Source organism: Lactococcus garvieae, assembly GCF_016027715.1.
GTDB lineage: Bacteria > Bacillota > Bacilli > Lactobacillales > Streptococcaceae > Lactococcus > Lactococcus garvieae_A.
In genome coordinates this window covers 1,981,869-2,001,913 of record NZ_CP065691.1, presented here as the reverse complement: position 1 = coordinate 2,001,913, position 20,045 = coordinate 1,981,869, and the positions used below count along the sequence as shown (strand labels likewise).

Here is a 20,045-nt window from a genome sequence, read left to right as displayed (position 1 = left end):
AAGTTTGCTTCTCTATTCTTTAATTCTACCAAGTAAAAATGAGACAGTTTCATGGATAAATATTTCTTCTTCCTATAAGATACTTTCTCTTTGCTCGTCTTAGCTTATAATGCCCTGCATCAGTTCACCAGCAGAAGCTGACACACCCTGCCATTGATCTATTCCTTCAGCTGTAGCCACGTCTGACTCAACATGCATCCCATAAAATGTATCCTTATTATTAAAATTTACCTCTAAAGCATCTAATAACAAGCTAGTGGCTGTCTCTTGAGGCAACCATGTAGCCCAATAAAGCCAACCGTCATTGTCATGCACCCAAAAATTACCTGTTGGGCGACCAGAAGCCATCCACTCGCTCATCGTGATATAGCCACCCCGCTCTGATAGGACGGTTGCTTGTGCAGTATGGGTCACATTTGCGGTCAAGACTTCTGCACCATTTCTTTCATCCCATGTTCGTAGGGTCGAAGTGTGTGTCTGCCCTAAGTTCCACTGATTATGTGTTCCTGGCATTGCGATACCTAAGTTGGTATTATATGTTCCCGTTAAAGTCTCAAGCCCTCGGCCTGTTGTATTCGATTCTTGGTTTTGATTATTTTGGTTAAAGGTGGGCATAAAGATTTTGGGACGACTGTTATCATCACCAAGATGAAGAGTCACATAATCCCGCAAGCGAGAAACTGTTACCCCATCGGATAGCAGCCCGCTAGGCCTAACCACAGCCCAAGAGTTATGGTCTGCAAGAGTGGCATTTTCTAGTCCTGCATCACTGAGTGGCACGGCTTGGTTGTTTGCTGTTTGACCAGCGCCTGCGCCTACCTCCATGTACTCACTGAGTCTTACACGTGTCAAGATATTTTCTGAAGAATAATTTTCCACAAAGACATCTTTATTCGTTCGGCCACGTTGATTTTCCAGATGAGCTAAACCTTCAAAATCATCATGTAAACGTCCGCCTGGAAGAGATTCAAAACGAGTTTCATTGACTGCCCGCTGACTAATAGATGTCCATGTAAATGTGCCTGCTGAAGTCGCACTTAAGACAACAAGTAAGAGGGCGGGAATAATATACCTTTTTTTAAAAGTGATTTTCGAGAGAAAGTTAGATTGCCTCATGAGACAGTACCTTCCTTTCTCTTACTTTACGCCGTTTCACTCTATTCTTTGGTTTAATTCTTCTGTTTTTTCTTGTTTTTCCCTGCTTCAATCTTGTAATAAAGAAACTCAACATTTCATGTAAGATAAGTACGAGGACCAGCATGAGAATGACCGAAATCACTAGATGTTCTCGAATAAATTGGACAATCCTGCCCAAAGGATAACTTGAAAAGATGACTCTACCCACTACATTATTAGCATGAACGATTTCGGCATCTTCACGCGCGTTATCTACGCCCTTAGTTACAAAGCCACGCTCACGTGTTCGAAGATAGTCTTCTTCGATACCCACAATCCGGTGTGTAACTGTTCGATTTGCCTCAGTAATAAAAGTGATATCGTCTCCAATATTAAGGGTTTGAGGATTTACTTGACGTGTCACCAGTAAGCTTCCTTTAGGATAAACACTTTTCATCGAATTAGAGAGTACAGTCATGGGTGAAAACCCTGCCAGATTTACTGGCTTATCATTTTCATTTTGTAAAATCACACTTGATTCTAGAAAGACTAAAAGAAGAATAATAATTAGATAGAAAATAGTATTACTCAGAATTCCAGCACCTTTAGATTTGGGTTTGGGTTTGAACTTTGAGGCTTCTTTATTTTTACCCTCATTTTTCAAGGCTAGCTGATGCTCCTTATAAAACTCTGCGCGTGGTGCAGTCGATACGGTTAACTTATTTACAACAATTGTCGGATAATGCTTAGCTTCTTTGGGAGAGGCATTATAGTAAAGATAGCTTCCTTCTTGGCGGGGAGAATTTTCAGACCGTGCTGCTGGAGCCTCCTCTGCTAGCTTGTTAGAACGTAAAGATTTTTTTTGAGCTTCATGCGTATAGGTTTTTTTCTTCGCTTTCTCCGTTGCTTGCTTTGGCTCTACAACAACGGATTGAGCAGATATGGAAGGTGGTTCCTCTACTTTATGTGCAGCTGGAAAAACTATTGTTGGCTCATTTTTTTGAGAAGAAGGGTAGTGAACTTCTAGAACTTTTTCAAAAGACTTCTTTGTCGTAGGGGTGTCTAAGATAGAGGCCTCATAGCTTGCCTCAGTGGCGCGAATCGCTGCTCTCACTCTCTCTTGAATCGCCTGTATATCTTCTGGAAAATCACAGGCAGCTGTCGCAAAATCTTCACCACCGCTAAGATCATGATAGACAACCTTTCCTTCTGACTTTTGTTTCTTCGGGACTTTGTTCATACTTCCTTCTCCTTTCTAATCGAAATGTATTATTTAGTGCTACGCGCTATTTAATTAAAAAATAAGTCTAAAGTTACATATTGATGAATATTGATTTTATAGATTTCATTATGATTACACATTTTTATGGTTCTATTATATCAAAAAAACAATATATTAAAAAATAAAAATAAAAAATATATTTGTCCACTTCTCTCATTTAATATCCTCCAATAAGTTTTGAGCGCACACAAAATATTTCTTCCTGTTCAGGTAATGTAGAAAGAGGATTTACACATCTTTGGCATCACTTCCTTGGATCCAAGTCCTGTTTCGTCCCTCCAGATATTCTATAGCATCATTCACGTTATCTATGGGTATTATCGACATGTCTGAACGCAACCATTTTACGGTTTCCTTTGCTTCAAGATAATTATAATCTCCGACCGCCCTGCCGTTGCTATAGACAAAGAAGACATCTATATCTTGACGTTCAGCAGCCACCACCTTTTGGCGAATACCGCCAACAGGCCATACTGCACCGCCAACAGTGATAGAGGCGCTACCGGCCACTTTGCGTCCTTTCGTTATGTCTTTCCCTGTAAGCTTGCTGTAAATATCCAAAGTAAAAAGTAAACCGCCTGAAGGACCACTAATATCGCCAACTTTTATCTTGACTTCTGGGTTGCTTATAAGACTTGTGTTTTCCATAAGCGACATACCTATCCCCGTTTTGCCATTATCAAGCTGGATATAGTTTCCTTCTACCTCTTGTTCCTTTTTCTCTCCATCCATCTCCCGTTGAAATTTCAGAGTAACTTGGTCTCCAACCTTCTGCTTTTTTATATAGTCCAGCATCTCCTCGTTACTTTCAAAACGCGGTCCATCCAGATGAGTAATCAAATCCAAAGGCCTTAACTTATTGTGAAAACTTGAATATCTTGCCACTTCTGTAACGTAAGCTCCCCCATACTCAAAGTCTATAGGCTTTTTTGCTAAGCGAAAGGCTTCCCATACAGCAATATTCTCGGAAACTCGCATCTGCAACTGGCTAATAGTCTCCTCTTGCTGCTTTTTAGACATCGCTTGTGCATCTGAGGTTATGGGATGAATTTCCGAATACCTATCAAATAAATTATAAATGAGAAGACTGATATTCACTGGCGCAGTTTTAACCGTAGGAAGGTAAAAACCTCCACCCGAGCGTACGGGCGCTCCATGCCCGGAAACCACAATACTCTCGTTCAACGGTTTGGCTTCTCCTGGTATTTCGATACGGTAAGGTAAGGGCAAGATGAGGAGCAAGCACAAGAGTACAAGACAAATTATTTTAATAAGAGCCCTTAAATTTTTAGGAACATACTTTTTCATGCTTAATTACCTTTTGTTGAGATATTTGGTTGACAACACAGAGAGATAAAAAAGAGAAGATGGCATGAAAAAATATTTTTTCACTGTATCCTTCTCTTTTTATTTCCTTTAGACTTATATAAAAACTAAGTAATGCTTATGGTGTGTGTTCATTTTCAAGATGCGCTACAATTTCTCTCGCTCCTGCAGTGTCATCCTCTGGATTATCAAGAAATTGATCAAGATCATCAAAAGATACAAACTCACCAATAACATGGATGCTGTATTTCCAGTCATGGGCTTCTGCTCCTGGGAAGTTCGCAGTCAAGTTGTCATTAAAGTCAGCGCTTTGGGCAATGTCATCAAGAAGATAAGATGTCGCTTCACCAGACTCTAGAGGAACGGCATAGTAAGCCCAACCACTGGCTTGGTCGATGATCCATGTTTGACCTACACGACGCCCAGAAGTTGAGAGATCCATCCATTGGCCTGCTGTAAGTGGAGGACGATCTTGGGCTAAAACAGCTGCTGCTGTGTTTGTGCCACCAAACTCTGCACCTACTGGCATGATCGACGTTGCTGTATCTCCCGACTGCCAGAAAGCTTCTGTACCATCACCTGGGTGTGTCACGTCGTCTACGATAAAGTCACGTGCATTACCTGCTGCCGCTGTTTGCATATTATTTGGGTCATGATTAAAGGTCGGCATAAAATACATCGTTGTCCCTGGGATACGTTCCATACCTAAGTTCCAGTCCCAATAATCACTGAAAAGAGAACTGCGCGCACCTTGACGATCATCATTTGCAACGGTCCCACCTGTGGCAGGTCCAGGGATAAATGTTGTCCAAGTATTTGAATCATCTGGGTCTACTGTGGAATCATCATCGACCGGCTGACCTGCGACCTCCATATACTCTTTCAACTTGATACGTACAAATAAAGTATTTTCACCGTAGTTTTCCGCAAAGATATCTTTGTTTCCTGAGTCACGGTCAAACTGGTCGTGGATACGTCCACCATGATTTGGAACGCGTTGGCCATCAATGTCATTCAAGGCACGTTGACTGAAAGATGTCCAGGCGAATGTACCTGCCAAAAGTAATGCCGCTCCTGCAGCTACTACGGGCCACAGTTTCTTTTTAGATGTTCTGTTCTTTGTCATAAATACTCCTTATTTTTAATAATATTTTTCATTAATTAACGTCTGACTTAGGCAGACAAGTTTTGTTTGCGTTTTTTTGTTTTTCTTGTGAGCTTCTCTGGCTTCCCTTCAATATGCCCCTTCTTCTTTTCCTTGCGTACTTGGAAGAGCGAAATAACATACTTGACGAGTACATCTAAGAAGATTAGAAGAAGGACAAAGGTAATAAAAGCCAACAACATATTCTCTCGGATAAAACCAAGCACATGCCCAATGGTTGAGCTTGAGAAGATGACTCTCCCCACCACATTTCTGGCATGAACAATCTCACTATCGACTGTTGTATTATTTACCCCTTTGGTCTCAAACCCACGTTGCCCCGTGGAAAGGTGATTCTCGCGAATACCAACGATGCGGTGAGTGACCGTCCTGTTTTGCTCGGTTATAAAGGTAATATCGTCGCCAACACTCAGTGAGCGAGGTTCCACAGCACGTGTAAGTATAAAGTCGTCACGCGCATAGACATCACGCATACTATCCGAAAGAACAATCATGGGCGAAAAGCCTGCGATATTACGTGGTGTCGTATCCTCACTCTGCGAAATAACGGCGGACTCGATGAAGATGAAAAGGCCTGTGAGCAAGATATAAAACACGATGTTTCCTAACCATTTTCCTTTGCCCGTTTTTGTTGCCTCAGGAGGAGCCATGGCTAGAGTAGCATTTTGTTGTTCTTGCGACTCTTGATGAGCTTTCAATTGCTCTTTAAACTCTTTCATTTGCATCTGCAAGGTGTTTTGCATCATCAGAAGGGTCTCTTCTGGAGTCGCTTCTGATGAGACGGTTGAAATCTGCGGGACAGCTTCATGTGAGAGCGTTGAGCGTCTTTGAGTAAGTTCTGCGGCCTTTTGTGCTGCGGCTTCAGCTTCTTTTTTTAAGGCATCAATCGTCTCTTGCTTAAAAGAAAAGCTATTGGACATTGATGACTCTTGGCTTACCTGAGTGCTGTTCCTCTCAGAATCTTTCCCCAGCCTATCTTGTGAGGGATGAGACTTGTTTTTTACGTTTTTTAAAGTGTTTTCCATTTCTATTTACCATATCTATCACCTCAAGGATGAGTTTTTAGTAGATTACACTGTTGCTCTTTTTATCAACCTGATGAGGACGGCTTCACGTTGCTGCATCTTCTTTCATCGGGAGAAGTTTGGCCTAAACTAAGTTAGGTGCCCCACCCCTCACTTATAATGAATTATCTAAAGTAAGAACACACAAAGCCTCTGAATTAGGAGAGGAATAGATAAACTCACTAAAAATATCCTAATTTTTCCATCCTATACATTTCTTTATGTAACTTATTTTTCTTTAAGGTTACATAAATGACATCTCCATACAATAATATAACAAATCGCACGAAACACAAAATGATTTAATAAGAATAATCTAATTTAAATAAAAATAAATAAGAACATAGATAAAATATTACCTATAAGTTGTGCCTCTAAGGTTGAGCCTTCCCCTTATGTCACCTATACTCTCATGAGCGTAGATATCTTTCAGAAACTTCTTAGATTTGGAAAATAAAAAAAGACAAAGTCATAGGACTTTGTCTTTTTTCTGAGTAAGTTTAGAGGCTTACTTTTTATTTATCACCACGGTTACGCATCACGAAGCCTGCTTGTTTTTCGCTTGCTTGTGTTTTAGGTTTGCGGTCTTTTTTGTAATAGTCACGTTTTTTGTCATCACGGTCACGCCAGTTACGTTTTTTGTCGTCGCGATCACGGTCGCCGCCTTTACCACGGTAACCACCTTTACCATCACGGTCACGGTCGCCACCACGGCCGCCACGGTTGTTATTACGGTCACGGCCATAACGTCCGCCACCTTTATTACCATTACCGCCTTTACCTTTGCCCTTGAAGCCTTTGCCTTCACCGTTAAATGGTAATGGGCGTTCAGCTGTGATTTGAACGTCAGGCATATTATCTGGGTCTTTAACGCGGCTTTGAATCAACATAGCAACGAGTTCTTTCACATCGTACTCTGCCATAAGTTGTTCTGCATCTGCATCAAACTTCGTCAACTTACCTTTAAGGCTGCCCTCTTGTAAGTCACGTTTAATTTCATCCATCGCAACAGAAAGACTGGCTTGGTAAGCATCTTCTTTTGTTGGTGGACGCAAGCTCTTCATTTCTTTCTTCGTCAGTTTTTCAATAGCACGGAGGTAACCCATCTCATTGTAGCTGACAAAAGTTACAGAACGACCAGATTTACCAGCACGACCTGTACGGCCGATACGGTGAACATAACTTTCTTGGTCTTGGGTAATATCGTAGTTATAAACGTGGGTAACACCTGAGATGTCAAGTCCACGTGCCGCAACGTCTGTCGCAACCAAGATATCCAAATGTCCGCCCTTAAAATCACGCAAAACGCGGAGACGTTTGTTTTGGTCCAAGTCACCGTGAATACCTTCGGCACGGTAGCCACGTAATTTCAAACCACGTGTGATTTCATCAACACGGCGTTTTGTACGACCAAAAACAATAGCAAGTTCAGGACGTTCCACATCAAGCAAACGTGTCAAGATATCAAATTTTTCAAATTCTTTTGATTTAACGTAGTATTGATCAATACGATCAGCTGTCATTTCCTTAGCTGCAATCTTGATATGCTCTGGATTTTTCATGAACTTCACGCCAATTTTTTTGATGTCATTTGGCATTGTTGCTGAGAAGAGCAATGTTTGACGTTCACTTGGTGTTTTACCAATGATAAACTCGATGTCTTCGAGGAAGCCCATGTTGAGCATTTCGTCTGCTTCATCAAGAATCAATGTTTCAAGATGTGAAAGGTCAAGTGCTTTACGTTTAAGCAAGTCAACCATACGCCCTGGTGTACCTACAACGATATGAGCACCTGAACGGAGCGCTTTGATTTGTTTTTCGATGCTTGATCCACCGAAGACAGTACGCACTTTAAGGCCTTTAGATTTACCAAAGCGGAAGAGTTCTTCTTGTCCTTGGACAGCAAGTTCACGTGTTGGAGCAATCACAAGGGCTTGGATAGCTTTATTTTCTGGATTAATTTTTTCAATAGTTGGGAGGCCAAAAGCGGCTGTCTTCCCTGTACCAGTTTGGGCTTGACCGAGAACGTCACGTCCTGAGAGCGCAAGTTGGATAGTTTGCTCTTGGATTGGCGTTGGCTGCTCATAACCGATAGCTGTAAGAGTCTCGATAATGCCTTCTGAAAGGCCGAGTTCGTTGAATTTCAATGTTTCACCTATAATTTTCTAAATTTGCCTATAGCAAATATGACGACCAAGCTCGAAAGCTCAGTTACAGGCGAAAAAATCTTTGTCTTAACTCGCCTGAATATATAACTTGACTATTATAACATACTTTTAAAGATGTAAATGCTTACCTTTTTTATTTTTTTTTTTTTATTTTGAAGTCCTTTTTTGCAGATAGAAAAAGCCTCATTTTAGAGGACTTTTTAACTCATTTTCATTAAACAGAAAACTGCTCCATCAACTCAACATCGGGGTATTTATCCTTGAACCAACGCATGGCAAAGTCATTTTCAAACAGGAAGAGAGGATGGTCAAAGCGATCGCGTGCCAAAATATTTCGGCTAGAAGACATTTTTTCATCCAAATCTTCAGGTTTAATCCAACGGACGGTTTTACTGCCCATTGGTGTCATGATAATTTCGGAGTTGTATTCATTTTCCATACGATGTTTGAAAACTTCAAACTGGAGCTGACCAACCGCACCGAGCATGATTTCGCCTGTGGTGTAAGTCTTATAAAGCTGAATCGCACCTTCCTGAACCAACTGCTCGATCCCTTTTTGGAAAGATTTTTGCTTCATGACATTTTTAGCGGTCACGCGCATAAAGAGTTCTGGTGTAAAGGTTGGTAAAGGCTCAAAAGCTGTTTTAAGCTTCCCTGTTGTTAGCGTGTCACCGACTTGGTAAGTACCTGTATCATAAACCCCGATGATATCTCCAGCAACAGCATTTTCTACATTTTCACGTGACTCAGCCATAAACTGTGTAACGTTTGAAAGTTTGACTTGTTTCCCTGTACGAAGAAGCTTCACACCCATCCCACGCTCAAATTCACCAGAAACAATACGAACAAAGGCGATACGGTCACGGTGACGAATATCCATGTTGGCCTGAATTTTGAATACAAAGCCTGAAAATTCTTCACGTAAGGGGTCAATAATCTCATCATCCACTGTCTTATGTCCGTTTGGTTCAGGGGCATAAGTCAAGAAAGTATCAAGGAAAGTTTCCACACCAAAGTCGGTCAAGGCTGATCCAAAGAAGACGGGGGTCAGCTGTCCTGCGAGGACTTCTTTTTCATCAAACTCATTACCTGCATCTTGCAAGAGTTCAGCGTCTTCCATAGCTTGGGCATAAAAAGGGTTGTTTGTCAGTGGGTAGCTGGCGTCAATCTCTCCATTTTCATCGAGCTCAATAAAACGTTCTCCATTTTCTGGCTGAAAAACCTCGATACGGTTATTATAGAAATCATAAAGCCCTTGGAAGTTTTTTCCCATACCAATCGGCCAGTTCATCGGAACAGAAGCAATCCCTAAGATGTCTTCTAACTCACTCAGCAAGTCCAAAGGCTCACGACCATCACGGTCCAGTTTATTAATAAAGGTGAAAACGGGAATACCACGGCGCTTCACAACTTGGAAAAGTTTTTTGGTTTGGGCCTCAATACCTTTGGCACTGTCAATAACCATCACAGCAGCATCTACTGCCATCAAAGTACGATAGGTATCCTCGGAGAAGTCCTCATGCCCTGGGGTATCCAAGATATTGACACGCTTTCCTGCGTAGTCAAATTGCATGACGGATGAAGTTACCGAAATCCCACGTTCTTTTTCGATATCCATCCAGTCTGATTTGGCAAAGTTCCCTGTTTTACGTGCTTTAACCGTTCCGGCTTCGCGTATGGCACCACCAAACTTAAGGAGTTGTTCCGTAATCGTTGTTTTACCAGCATCCGGGTGACTGATGATGGCAAAGGTGCGGCGTTTTTTTATTTCTTCTGCTCTATTCATTTTTTAACCTATTCTTATCAAAGTTTATGCCTTACAATTATACCAAAAAAGCAAAAAAGCTGCTTTTCTCTGAGGTTTCAGAATTTACTTAAGTCAGACTTGTGTGATTTCTCCAAAAAAGACTGCCTTCACAGCCCTTTTAATTCATAAGAAGTGCCACGACAATCCCTAATACTGCACCTCCAAAAACCTGCAGTGGCGTATGTCCCAGCAACTCTTTCAGAGCCCTTTCAGCATTAATCTTAGGATTTTCAATCGTCTTGATGATGATATTCAGAATATAAGCGTGTGTCCCTGCTTGCCGACGTATGCCTTGCGCATCATACATAACTACAAAAGCAAAGACCGTTGCCATAGCAAAAATGGCTGAATCAAAGCCCTGTGTCAGCCCAGTTGCTGTCGTCATCGAAACAACCAAGGCGCTATGAGAGCTGGGCATACCACCTGTGGCAAACAGCAAGCGCAAGTCTAACTTTTTATAACGAAATATATCAACGAAAATTTTTATTATTTGTGCCGCAAACCAACCGACTATAGCCGTTACTAATATTTGGTTGCTAATAATTTCTTTAAAAAAATCCATATATCCCTCCTTTTCTTGTAAATAAATCTACACGACAATTCACTCTTAAGTTAATTTTATACCATTTATAGTGAATTCAAAAATAAAACAATCTATTTATCTATCAAAAAACTACACCTTGGAGGGTGCAGTTTATTTTTTATGAAATCGCAATTTTCCTATATTCAGCAGCTTCTGCTTCAGTAGAAAGGACAAAATGTCCTGGCGTAATTTCACGGAGTTCACGAGGCTGCCCGTCCAGCTCAGCTGTGGGATCGTAAGCCTGAGGCACACGACTACGTTCTGAGATTGGGTCTGGCGCTGGAATAGCGCTGAGCAGTGATTGAGTATAAGGATGGAGAGCATTATTATAAACTTGCTCAGAAGATCCTATTTCAAGAATTTTACCCCAGTGCATCACACCGATACGGTCGGAGATATATTTAACCATAGATAAATCATGGGCAATAAAAAGATAAGTTAAACCTTCTTTTTCTTGAATATCACGCATCAAATTAACAACCTGAGCCTGGATAGATACATCCAATGCCGAAATTGGCTCATCTGCTACGATAAATTTAGGATTGACTGCCAAGGCACGGGCGATACCGATACGTTGGCGCTGTCCTCCAGAGAACTCATGAGGATAACGTGTCATATGGTCTTGATTTAAACCAACAAGTTGAAGCAACTCTCTAACTTTTTCTGTACGTTCACTTGAGTTTTTTGCTAAGCCGTTGACATCGATTCCCTCAGCAATGATATCTTTAACACGCATTCTTCCATTTAACGAAGCTTGCGGGTCTTGGAAAATCATCTGTACTTTTTCACGGAATTTTTTAAGTTCAGTACCTTTAATCTTGCTCACATCTTTGCCGTTGAAGTGAATTTCACCTTTATTAATATCATATAGCTTCATGATCGCACGGCCGATAGTTGTTTTACCAGATCCTGATTCACCTACAAGACCAAATGTTTCTCCTTCATAAATGTGAAAAGAAACATCATTGATCGCCTTGTTGACATTTTTTTTACCCTTGTTGAAAACCAGGTCCACGCCCTTGAATTCGACAAGTTTTTTTCTATCTTCAGTCATTATTCAGCATTTCCCTTCATTTTCATTACTTGCCAACGTGCCCAACGGTGCTGGATATTTTCAGAAGGCGTTACTTTTGGTGAACGCTCATCTAAAAGCCAAGATTTAACTTGATGAGTCGGTGAAACTTCAAAGTAAGGCGGTTCTTCTTCAAAATCAATTTCCAAAGCATGTTGGTTACGCAGCGCGAACGCATCACCTTTTGGTGGGTGAAGCAAGTCTGGAGGCGTACCAGGGATAGAAACAAGACGTTCTCCATCGGTATCAACCGTTGGCATTGAGTCAAGCAAGCCCCATGTGTATGGATGTTGCGGGTTGTAGAAGATTTCTTCCACAGTCCCAAACTCAACGATTTCTCCCGCATACATCACAGCAACACGGTCCGCAAAGCCAGCAACCACACCCAAGTCGTGGGTAATAAAGATGATTGATGACTCGATACGTTGTTGCAACTCTGACATCATTTGCATGATTTGTGCTTGAATCGTTACATCTAAGGCTGTCGTTGGCTCATCTGCGATAAGAATTTCGGGATCAGCAGCCAGCGCAATCGCGATAACGGCACGTTGACGCATCCCTCCAGACCATTGGTGCGGGTAGTCATTGATATGTTGTTCACTTTGTGGAATACCAACAGCTTTCATGAGTTCCAAAGCTTTTACCAAGGCGGCTTTTTTCTTCATGCCTCTGTGCTTGATCAAGGGTTCAGCAATTTGGTTACCGATACGCATAGTAGGATCCAATGACGTCATCGGGTCTTGGAAAATCATCGAAATTTCATTTCCACGGATTTTTTGCCAATCTTCTTCTTTTATATCTAAGAGATTTCGTCCTTTGAAAAGGATTTGTCCATTAGGAATCTCTGCGTTTGCTGCATTTAGTCCCATCAAGGTTTTTGTCGTTACAGATTTACCTGATCATGACTCCCCAACGATGGCTAAGGTTTCGCCTTTTTTCAAATCAAACGAAACATCACGGATGGCTTTAACCTTCCCAGCATACGTTTTAAAATTAACATGCAGATTTTTTACTTCAAGTACTTTTTCTTCTTTTTCAGTCATTTTACTTCCTCATTTCTTAGTCTTGACCAGATTTTGGATCAAATGCGTCACGCAAGCCGTAACCAAAGAGGAAGAAGGCGAGTGACAAGAGCGACAAGACTACGGCAGGTACTGCAACTTGGAACGGATAGAATTGCAAGCTTTGAATACCATCAGAAATCAATGAACCCAATGATGCTGTTGGCGGTTTAACACCTAAGTTAATCGCAGAAAGAACAGCTTCAAAGAAGATAACCGATGGTATATCAAACATAATTTGAACGATGATAACACCCAGCATATTTGGAATAAGGTGTTTAACCATGATTTTAAATGGACTAGCCCCTAAAGTTTTCGCAGCCAGAACAAATTCTCGTTCTTTCAGAGACAGGGTCATATTCCGCACCTGCCGGGCAATACCGGTCCAGATAAAGAGACCGATAGCAAGGACGATTGAAATTATCCCTTGTCCCAGCAAAAGTCCAAACATGGTTACAATAACCAAACTTGGGATAGAACTGATGATTTCAATGATACGCTGCATTACGGTGTCAACTTTTCCGCCAATCCATCCAGAGATTAGACCATAGGTGATACCGATGAGGACATCAAAGACAATCGAAGCGAAGGCGATAATCAAGGAGATACGCAAACCGACAATCGTACGTTTAGCAATAGAACGTCCTAAGGCATCTGTACCAAAGATGAAAGATGTACCTTCTGGAACACTTTGAACTTTATAGAGATCTTCAGCTATCGTGCTACCTGGAGCAGCAAAGTTACCATTCCAACCCGGGATATTTACATTTCCCAGCTTTGGAGGTAAGTTTTTATAGGTTTGAACCTGGTTTGGGTCAAAGTTATTGGCTTCCGATTGAGGAACAAAAACTGTTGAAACCACAGAGAACAAAAGAGTGAAGACAACGACAACCATCGCAACCATTGCGATTTTGTTTTTCTTGAAACGTCGCCAAGCGTCTTGCCAAAAAGTGAGGGCAGGTTTTGCGATTGCTTCGCTCGCTTCAAAGTCGCGATTTGTTACAAGTTTAAATTTACTGTTAATATTTTCCATTTTCTTCCCTCCCTTCTAGTCTAAACGCACACGTGGGTCAACAAACGCTGTAATAATGTCAGTGATTAAAATCATTGCCATCAACATCACAGCATAGACGACCGTTGTTCCCATAATGACTGGGAAGTCTTTTGATGGAATCGACTGAACGAACTGTTGCCCAATACCTGGTATTGAGAAGATTGACTCAATAAGTACAGAACCTGTAAGAAGCCCCGCACTCATCGGACCGATCAATGTCAGCATCGGAATCAATGAATTACGAATCGCGTGTTTCCAGAGTACTTCACGATCAGACAAACCTTTAGCACGTGCCAATAAGATATAATCTGATGACAGTGACTCAATCATCTGTGCACGAACGAAACTCATAACCTGAGACATAGGTGCAAAAGAGAGCGCTAAGGCTGGCAAGATGGTTTGAGAAAAGGTTCCCCAACCTGATACTGGCAAGAGTTCCCAAGTATAACCAAAGTAAAGGAGGAGCAAAGTACCAACAATGAAGGAAGGTACTGAGAAGAAGACAGTGGAGATGATACTTAAAAGTCCATCAATCCAAGTATTTTTGAAGCGTGCAGCAACAACACCAAAGAATGTTCCTACAACAACACCAATAATCAAAGCTTCAAAACCAAGCTGAGCCGAAACAGGCAAGCGTTGTCCAATCATTGTACTTACAGGTTGGTTGGCAAAGGTAAATGAAGTTCCGAAGTTACCAGTGAAAGCATTTTGAAGGTAGATAAAATACTGAACAATCAGTGGTTTATCCAAACCATATGCAACATTTAATTGTTGAATTTGCTCAGGGGTTAATTTGGGGTTATTAAAGGGCGTTCCTGGCATGATCTGCATGAGGAAGAACGTCGCTGTAATAACTACAAATAGTGTCAAGAGCATCAATAAGATACGTTTTACAAGATATTTAGCTAACATATAAAAATTCCTTAATAAAAGCACGAAAAGTAGGCCTAATAAGCCCTACTTATTCGTTTGATGTTAGTGCCTACTATTTTTCGATGTAAACACCTTTGAGATCGTAAGTCAAACCTGTTGAGTTGAATTGTAAACCTTTAAGGTGTTGGTTACGGAGCGCTGGTGTTGCACGGTAATAAAGTGGGTTAATGCTTGATTCGCTAAAGAGGGCAGTTTCTGCTTCTTTATACGCTTCATCACGTGCTTTGTCATCCAATACCGTTGGCAATGTAGATGCTTTAGTCCAAGCTGCTTGGTAGGCAGGGTTGTCAAATTTCCCATCGTTATAACCTGAGCCATCTGCAAAGAGTTGCAAGAATGTTGATGGTTCAGCGTAGTCACCACCCCAAAGAGAGAGAACTATATCAAAGTTTTGGTTTTGTGAATCTTTCAAACGTTGTTGGAAAGGAACGATTTTTTGAGTAAGTGTCAAGCCTGGCAATGCTTTAGAAAGCGATGCTTGCAAGAAGTCTGCAGTAGATTTTGAAACTGGGGCATCAGCATCTGTTGTATATTGAATATTCAATGATGTTACGCCGACTTCTTTCAGACCTTTTTCCCAAAGTTCTTTAGCTTTCGCTGCATCGTATTTATAATCTTGTTTTGCAAATTCTGCAAAGTCAGTACCATCTGCTGTTACAGACATACCTGCTGGTGTAAATGTTTCAGCCACTGTACCCGCTGGGATAAACTGATCAACGATACCTTTACGGTCAGTTGCTAAGTTAATTGCATCACGGATATTTTTGTTTTGAAGAGCTTTAGCTACTTCTGGGCTTGATGTACCACCACCTGATTGGTTATATTGAAGGTAAGCTGTTGTTGCTTCTTTTAAGACAACAAGGTCTTTACCATCATTATAGTCTTTGTTGGCATTGTACAAGTCCATAGTGTTCAAACTTGCTTGGTCCAATTTGCCTTGTTTAAAGAGCTGAACGGCTGTATTTGGGTTTGATTGTACAGTGTAACCAATTTCTTCTGATTTTACACCGTCTTTGTCATAGTAATCTGGGTTTTTCACAAGTGAATAGCTGTTGTTTGTACCAGTCCAACCTGCATCTTTCTTGAACATGAATGGTCCAGAGTAAACAACTTTATCAGATGAAGTACCGTACTGTTTACCAAATTCCTCAACTGCGCCTTTATTTACAGGCATGTAAACAGAGTTAGCAAGAAGGAACTTAAAGTATGGTGTAGGTTGTGTCAATGTTACAACAATCTCTGTGTCACCTTTGACTTTAACGCCCAATTCATTGAGGTCTTTAATTTTTCCTGAGTTGATTTCATTGGCGTTTTTGATGTTACCAAGCAAGTAAGCGTATTGTGAACCTGTTGCTGGGTTTACAGCACGTTGCCATGAATAAAGGAAGTCGTTTGCTGTCAGTGAATCTCCATTTGACCATTTAAGACCTTCACGCAATGTAATAGTGTAAGTCAAACCATCGTCTGATACTTTAATGTCAGAAGCCAAAGCATTTTGAGCAACACCTTCTTCGTCAACACGTGTTAAACCTTCTTGAGTGTTCCCGATGAAAAGGTTTGAATATGTGTCTGTTGCCAAGCCTGAGTCCAATGTAGCAATGTTTGTAGGAACTGAAAGTTGTGGAGTAGCAGTTTTTGAATCGCCTCCGCCATTTCCACATGCTGCTAAGAGCCCTACCGAAGCTAGGGCAAGAGTCCCTAATGATACCTTTTTCCAATTATTCATGTAACATCCTCTTTCTGTTTGACTTATCCGACAATTTTGCATTTGTTTATTATTGTCTGAAAATTTATTATGTTCTTTATTATACTTAATTCAATCTAAATTGTAAAGAGTTTTCTACTTAGTTTTTCTAAATTTTTGTCATTTAAAATTTTTATACGTCATTTCCGAACATTTTCTTCTATTTTAGCCACAAAAAAAAGCACTTGCATGCTTATTTTTGTAATTCTTCGACTATCGCCCCTAAGTTCATACTGTTGGAACCTTTAAGTAAAAGTTGATCTTGGGGTTGAAGCTCCATTTTTACTTTCGCTGTCAACTCAGACAAGTCTGTAAAATAAGAAACTTTGTCTTGCGGCAGTTCTTTCCAAAGGTTTCTCATTAGTTCGCCATATAAGTAAACATGATCTAGAGTAGAGAAATCAATGGCTTGGGATATACTTGCATGTAACTCAGGAGCTTGTACTCCGAGTTCAAGCATATCCGCGAGAACAGCCATTTTGCGTCCTTCTGCATTTTTAGGAAGAACTTGGAAGGTTTCTAATATCAACTTCATAGCTGTAGGGTTGGCATTATAGACATCACTCAGGATATCTGCGCCATTGCTGGCTTTTTTCCACTCTGTCCGATTACGGGTCAAACTTACGTTTGCTAGAGCGTGCGCTATCTTATCTTCTTCGACACCCACTCGTGTCCCGACATAAGCTGCAAGCATGGCATTGGTTGCATTAAATTTCCCTGGAACTGGAATTGTAAGCTCTGTATCTAAGAAGTTGGTTGTGAAACTCAACTGATCTTTGTGCTCGATAAGCTTCGTAACAAAGATATCTTCATCTGCACCAAAGCGTGTGATTTTTGTATCGGCAGGCAAATATTTGTTAATAATCTTATCGGCAGGAACGATGAGTTCCCCCTCAGGACGCAAGCCAGAGGTAATACCAAGTTTTCCTTCAGCAATTTTTTCCCGTGTGCCAAAAAATTCCAAGTGAGACTCACCAATAAGGGTCACAAGTGCGATTTTGGGTTTTGCTATTTCCGAGAGCAAGTCAATATCCCCCAGACGATCCATTCCCATCTCAAGCACAATTTTTTCCGTATCGTCTGGCATGTGCAAGACAGTGTAAGGCATGCCTATTTCATTATTATAATTGCCCTGCGTTTTATAGGTTTTATACTTCTCAGAAAGGACGGCGTGGATCATATCTTTGGTTGTGGTTTTACCATTTGATCCCGTAACAGCAATGACTTCGACCTTCATTTTTTCCAAGTAATACTGGGCAAGTTTTTGAAGAGCCTGCAAGCAATCCTCAACACGTAAGTGTGACTGTGCGACTTCTTTTTCAGCAAATGTCGCCACAGCACCGTTGGCAAAAGCTGTTTCAATAAAGTCATGTCCATCTCTTACACCTTTAAGGGGTAAGAAAAGATCACCTTCCTTGATTTTACGGCTGTCAAATTCAATATTTTGAATCTCTATATCTGTTAATTCTGACCAATTATTTGTCGCGCCGACTGCGCGGGCGATTTCGTGTAGTGTAAGTTTCATGATGAGTTTATTATACCAAAAGTCCCTTCATAAGGCACCCCTTCTTCTTAGATATGTGTAACGTAAATGTGTGACGAACTCTACTATTTTTTTATAATCATTTTAATCGCTTGGCTTATTTTTTTCTCGCGCTCTTTTTCATCGCCTTCTAATAGTAGAAGACAATTTTGCAAGTTTTCCGCCACTATAAGACCAATCAAGCTGTCAAGACTCGAACGCACTGCTTTGAGCTGCGTAACTACAGCATCACAGTCTTTTTCTTCTTCTAACATCCGCAGAACGCCTTGCAACTGACCATCCGCTCTTTTCAATCTATTTTTGGTCTTACTATCGTAAATTGTTCCCATTAGTATCTCCTCTTTTCCTATCATTATATAGAGGACTCTATAATTTGTCAAAGAGCGTGTATTTTATAAAAAAATCTCCCGACAGTTACATCTGGAGATTCTTTCTTTTTATAGAAGGTGACTTTCACGGATTTCAAAAGCTTCTTGGGCAAGAGTAACTAACTCTTCAATCAAGTCACTGTATGAAAGTCCCATGTTTTCCCAGAGCAATGGATACATTGACCATTGTGTGAAGCCTGGGATAGCATTAATTTCATTGAGATAAATGTCCCCTTTTTCATCATAGAAAAAGTCACAGCGTGATAAACCTGTACCATTCATCGCTTGATAAGCTTTTTCGGCATAGTCGCGCATCTTTTGCGCAATCTCTGCTGGTACTTCTGCAGGGATTGCCATCTCAATTTTGTTATCAATATATTTTGAACGGTAGTCATAGAAATCAACGTCTTTGACTACTTCACCAGGAAGGGTTGAGCGTACTTTTCCACCATTACCAAGGACGGCACATTCTATTTCTCGCGCATTTACACCTTGTTCCACAACCACACGGTTATCATACTTGTAAGCTTCAGCAAGACCTGCCTCCAGCTCTTCAAGGCTATTTACTTTAGAGATACCGACACTTGAGCCCATGTTGGCTGGCTTGACAAAGACAGGGAAAGTCAGGTTGGCTTGGACAGCTGCATGGATTTTTTCTTGGTCTCCATCCGAATACGCCGCAACATAAGGCACCTGTGGGACACCTACCGCGCTGAACACATGTTTGGCTAAGAGTTTATCCATAGTGCTGCTGGCAGATAGGATATTTGGGCCAACATAAGCAAGGCGCATAATTTCTAAGAAGCCTTGGATGGAACCATCTTCGCCCATAGGTCCATGTAAGACAGGGAAAACCACAGCATCTTTTTCGTAAATGTCAGATGGTGCGACTTTTTGCTCGGTTTTAACCGTTTCGTTGGTCATGAGTTGTTCGTCTTCTGCTGGTGTTTCCCTGAATTCTTGAGTTTTGATAAAATCACCAGTTTTACTGATAAAGTAAGTCTTCACAGTAAATTTATCATAGTTTACTGCGCGCATTACGCTTTGAGCTGAAAGAACGGATACTTCTCGTTCTGCACTTCGACCGCCATATAATAAAATCAATGTTTCTTTTGACATAATTTTCTCCACTTAAATTTCCATACGATTTTCAACTGCTTTGGATAAGGTAACCTCATCTGCATACTCAATATCTGATCCAACTGCGAGTCCACGTGCCAAACGTGTCACCTTGATACCCGCAGGTTTTATCATTCGTGAGAGATACATCGCTGTTGCTTCACCATCAGAAGTTGCATTCGTAGCAAGAATAACTTCTTCGACTTCACTGTCTCCCATCAGGCGCGTTAAAAGCGTCTTGACATTTATTTCATCGGGACCGACACCATTCATCGGGCTAATCGTACCATGTAAAACATGATAGAGGCCTCTGTACTCACGGATTTTTTCCATGGCTAAGACATCTTTGCTTTCTTCTACGACCAATATGGTCGTACGATCACGAAGAGGGTCTTCACAAATGGCACACGGATCACTTTCTGTGAGATTGCCACAGATTGAACAAAAGCGTAAATCACGTTTTGCCGAAATCAGATTCCGCGCAAATTCATTTACATCTTGATCATCCATACCAATCGTGTGAAAGGCTAGACGTGTTGCTGTTTTTTGCCCTATACCGGGCAACTTGCTAAAGCTTTCTATAAGTTTAGCGATTGGTTCTGGGTAGTATACCATGCGTTCCTTTCTGATCTTTTTAAGA

The 20,045-nt window shown here is 41.1% G+C and carries 16 protein-coding genes and 1 pseudogene; all 17 read right to left on the bottom strand.

Going from position 1 to position 20,045, the window contains the following annotated elements; all coding sequences use genetic code 11:
* Window positions 1-99: 99 nt before the first annotated feature.
* Window positions 100-1,116, bottom strand: coding sequence for a hypothetical protein (locus tag I6G50_RS10060; protein ID WP_197908737.1), 1,017 nt, complete (start codon window positions 1,114-1,116; stop codon window positions 100-102).
* The gene (locus I6G50_RS10055; protein ID WP_197908736.1) at window positions 1,103-2,356 is read right to left on the bottom strand and encodes a signal peptidase I; all 1,254 of its coding nucleotides are present in this window, start codon (window positions 2,354-2,356) and stop codon (window positions 1,103-1,105) included. The genes I6G50_RS10060 and I6G50_RS10055 overlap by 14 nt, the downstream gene beginning before the upstream one ends.
* Window positions 2,357-2,626: 270 nt before the next feature.
* Entirely contained in the window at window positions 2,627-3,706 is a 1,080-nt protein-coding gene (locus tag I6G50_RS10050; RefSeq protein ID WP_197908735.1) for a SepM family pheromone-processing serine protease, read from the bottom strand.
* Between the two features lie 136 nt (window positions 3,707-3,842).
* Window positions 3,843-4,850, bottom strand: a complete 1,008-nt coding sequence (locus I6G50_RS10045) for a hypothetical protein (RefSeq protein WP_197908734.1) — start codon at window positions 4,848-4,850, stop codon at window positions 3,843-3,845.
* Between the two features lie 47 nt (window positions 4,851-4,897).
* On the bottom strand, window positions 4,898-5,914 hold the full coding sequence (locus I6G50_RS10040; RefSeq protein WP_197908733.1) for a signal peptidase I: 1,017 nt from the start codon (window positions 5,912-5,914) through the stop codon (window positions 4,898-4,900).
* Between the two features lie 554 nt (window positions 5,915-6,468).
* Entirely contained in the window at window positions 6,469-8,100 is a 1,632-nt protein-coding gene (locus tag I6G50_RS10035) for a DEAD/DEAH box helicase (protein WP_003134376.1), read from the bottom strand.
* Window positions 8,101-8,335: 235 nt separating this feature from the next.
* On the bottom strand, window positions 8,336-9,907 hold the full coding sequence (locus I6G50_RS10030) for a peptide chain release factor 3 (protein WP_081165397.1): 1,572 nt from the start codon (window positions 9,905-9,907) through the stop codon (window positions 8,336-8,338).
* 139 nt (window positions 9,908-10,046) lie between these two features.
* A complete protein-coding gene (locus tag I6G50_RS10025; protein ID WP_197908732.1) occupies window positions 10,047-10,490 on the bottom strand; it encodes a divergent PAP2 family protein in 444 nt (147 codons plus the stop codon).
* A gap of 139 nt (window positions 10,491-10,629) precedes the next feature.
* On the bottom strand, window positions 10,630-11,565 hold the full coding sequence (locus I6G50_RS10020) for an ABC transporter ATP-binding protein (protein ID WP_003134381.1): 936 nt from the start codon (window positions 11,563-11,565) through the stop codon (window positions 10,630-10,632).
* Window positions 11,565-12,626: pseudogene (locus tag I6G50_RS10015) on the bottom strand (ABC transporter ATP-binding protein). The gene I6G50_RS10020 and the pseudogene I6G50_RS10015 overlap by 1 nt, the downstream one beginning before the upstream one ends.
* A 16-nt stretch (window positions 12,627-12,642) precedes the next feature.
* Window positions 12,643-13,677: an ABC transporter permease gene (locus I6G50_RS10010; protein WP_081165405.1), complete on the bottom strand. Its 1,035-nt coding sequence runs from the start codon at window positions 13,675-13,677 to the stop codon at window positions 12,643-12,645.
* Between the two features lie 15 nt (window positions 13,678-13,692).
* On the bottom strand, window positions 13,693-14,610 hold the full coding sequence (locus I6G50_RS10005) for an ABC transporter permease (RefSeq protein ID WP_003134387.1): 918 nt from the start codon (window positions 14,608-14,610) through the stop codon (window positions 13,693-13,695).
* Window positions 14,611-14,683: 73 nt separating this feature from the next.
* Complete coding sequence (locus I6G50_RS10000; protein WP_197908731.1) at window positions 14,684-16,357, bottom strand: peptide ABC transporter substrate-binding protein; 1,674 nt, start codon at window positions 16,355-16,357, stop codon at window positions 14,684-14,686.
* 211 nt (window positions 16,358-16,568) lie between these two features.
* Window positions 16,569-17,900, bottom strand: a complete 1,332-nt coding sequence (locus I6G50_RS09995) for a UDP-N-acetylmuramoyl-tripeptide--D-alanyl-D-alanine ligase (RefSeq protein ID WP_197908730.1) — start codon at window positions 17,898-17,900, stop codon at window positions 16,569-16,571.
* 83 nt (window positions 17,901-17,983) lie between these two features.
* Window positions 17,984-18,247 (bottom strand): metal-sensitive transcriptional regulator, encoded by a 264-nt coding sequence (locus I6G50_RS09990; protein WP_003134393.1) that lies wholly within the window; start codon window positions 18,245-18,247, stop codon window positions 17,984-17,986.
* Window positions 18,248-18,355: 108 nt separating this feature from the next.
* Window positions 18,356-19,405: a D-alanine--D-alanine ligase gene (locus tag I6G50_RS09985; RefSeq protein WP_197908729.1), complete on the bottom strand. Its 1,050-nt coding sequence runs from the start codon at window positions 19,403-19,405 to the stop codon at window positions 18,356-18,358.
* Window positions 19,406-19,417: 12 nt separating this feature from the next.
* Window positions 19,418-20,020 carry a recombination mediator RecR gene (gene recR / locus I6G50_RS09980; protein WP_003134397.1) on the bottom strand — a complete coding sequence of 201 codons (603 nt, stop codon included), beginning with the start codon at window positions 20,018-20,020 and terminating at the stop codon, window positions 19,418-19,420.
* Between the last annotated feature and the right edge of the window lie 25 nt (window positions 20,021-20,045).

What these genes read in the sequence shown, in the direction of transcription:
- I6G50_RS09985 (WP_197908729.1), bottom strand. Translation starts at nt 19,405, where the DNA reads ATGTCAAAAGAAACATTGATTTTATTATATGGCGGTCGAAGTGCAGAA.
- I6G50_RS10005 (WP_003134387.1), bottom strand. Translation starts at nt 14,610, where the DNA reads ATGTTAGCTAAATATCTTGTAAAACGTATCTTATTGATGCTCTTGACA.
- I6G50_RS10030 (WP_081165397.1), bottom strand. Translation starts at nt 9,907, where the DNA reads ATGAATAGAGCAGAAGAAATAAAAAAACGCCGCACCTTTGCCATCATC.
- I6G50_RS09990 (WP_003134393.1), bottom strand. Translation starts at nt 18,247, where the DNA reads ATGGGAACAATTTACGATAGTAAGACCAAAAATAGATTGAAAAGAGCG.
- I6G50_RS10045 (WP_197908734.1), bottom strand. Translation starts at nt 4,850, where the DNA reads ATGACAAAGAACAGAACATCTAAAAAGAAACTGTGGCCCGTAGTAGCT.
- I6G50_RS10010 (WP_081165405.1), bottom strand. Translation starts at nt 13,677, where the DNA reads ATGGAAAATATTAACAGTAAATTTAAACTTGTAACAAATCGCGACTTT.
- I6G50_RS10020 (WP_003134381.1), bottom strand. Translation starts at nt 11,565, where the DNA reads ATGACTGAAGATAGAAAAAAACTTGTCGAATTCAAGGGCGTGGACCTG.
- recR (WP_003134397.1), bottom strand. Translation starts at nt 20,020, where the DNA reads ATGGTATACTACCCAGAACCAATCGCTAAACTTATAGAAAGCTTTAGC.
- I6G50_RS10000 (WP_197908731.1), bottom strand. Translation starts at nt 16,357, where the DNA reads ATGAATAATTGGAAAAAGGTATCATTAGGGACTCTTGCCCTAGCTTCG.
- I6G50_RS10055 (WP_197908736.1), bottom strand. Translation starts at nt 2,356, where the DNA reads ATGAACAAAGTCCCGAAGAAACAAAAGTCAGAAGGAAAGGTTGTCTAT.
- I6G50_RS09995 (WP_197908730.1), bottom strand. Translation starts at nt 17,900, where the DNA reads ATGAAACTTACACTACACGAAATCGCCCGCGCAGTCGGCGCGACAAAT.
- I6G50_RS10060 (WP_197908737.1), bottom strand. Translation starts at nt 1,116, where the DNA reads ATGAGGCAATCTAACTTTCTCTCGAAAATCACTTTTAAAAAAAGGTAT.
- I6G50_RS10050 (WP_197908735.1), bottom strand. Translation starts at nt 3,706, where the DNA reads ATGAAAAAGTATGTTCCTAAAAATTTAAGGGCTCTTATTAAAATAATT.
- I6G50_RS10025 (WP_197908732.1), bottom strand. Translation starts at nt 10,490, where the DNA reads ATGGATTTTTTTAAAGAAATTATTAGCAACCAAATATTAGTAACGGCT.
- I6G50_RS10040 (WP_197908733.1), bottom strand. Translation starts at nt 5,914, where the DNA reads ATGGAAAACACTTTAAAAAACGTAAAAAACAAGTCTCATCCCTCACAA.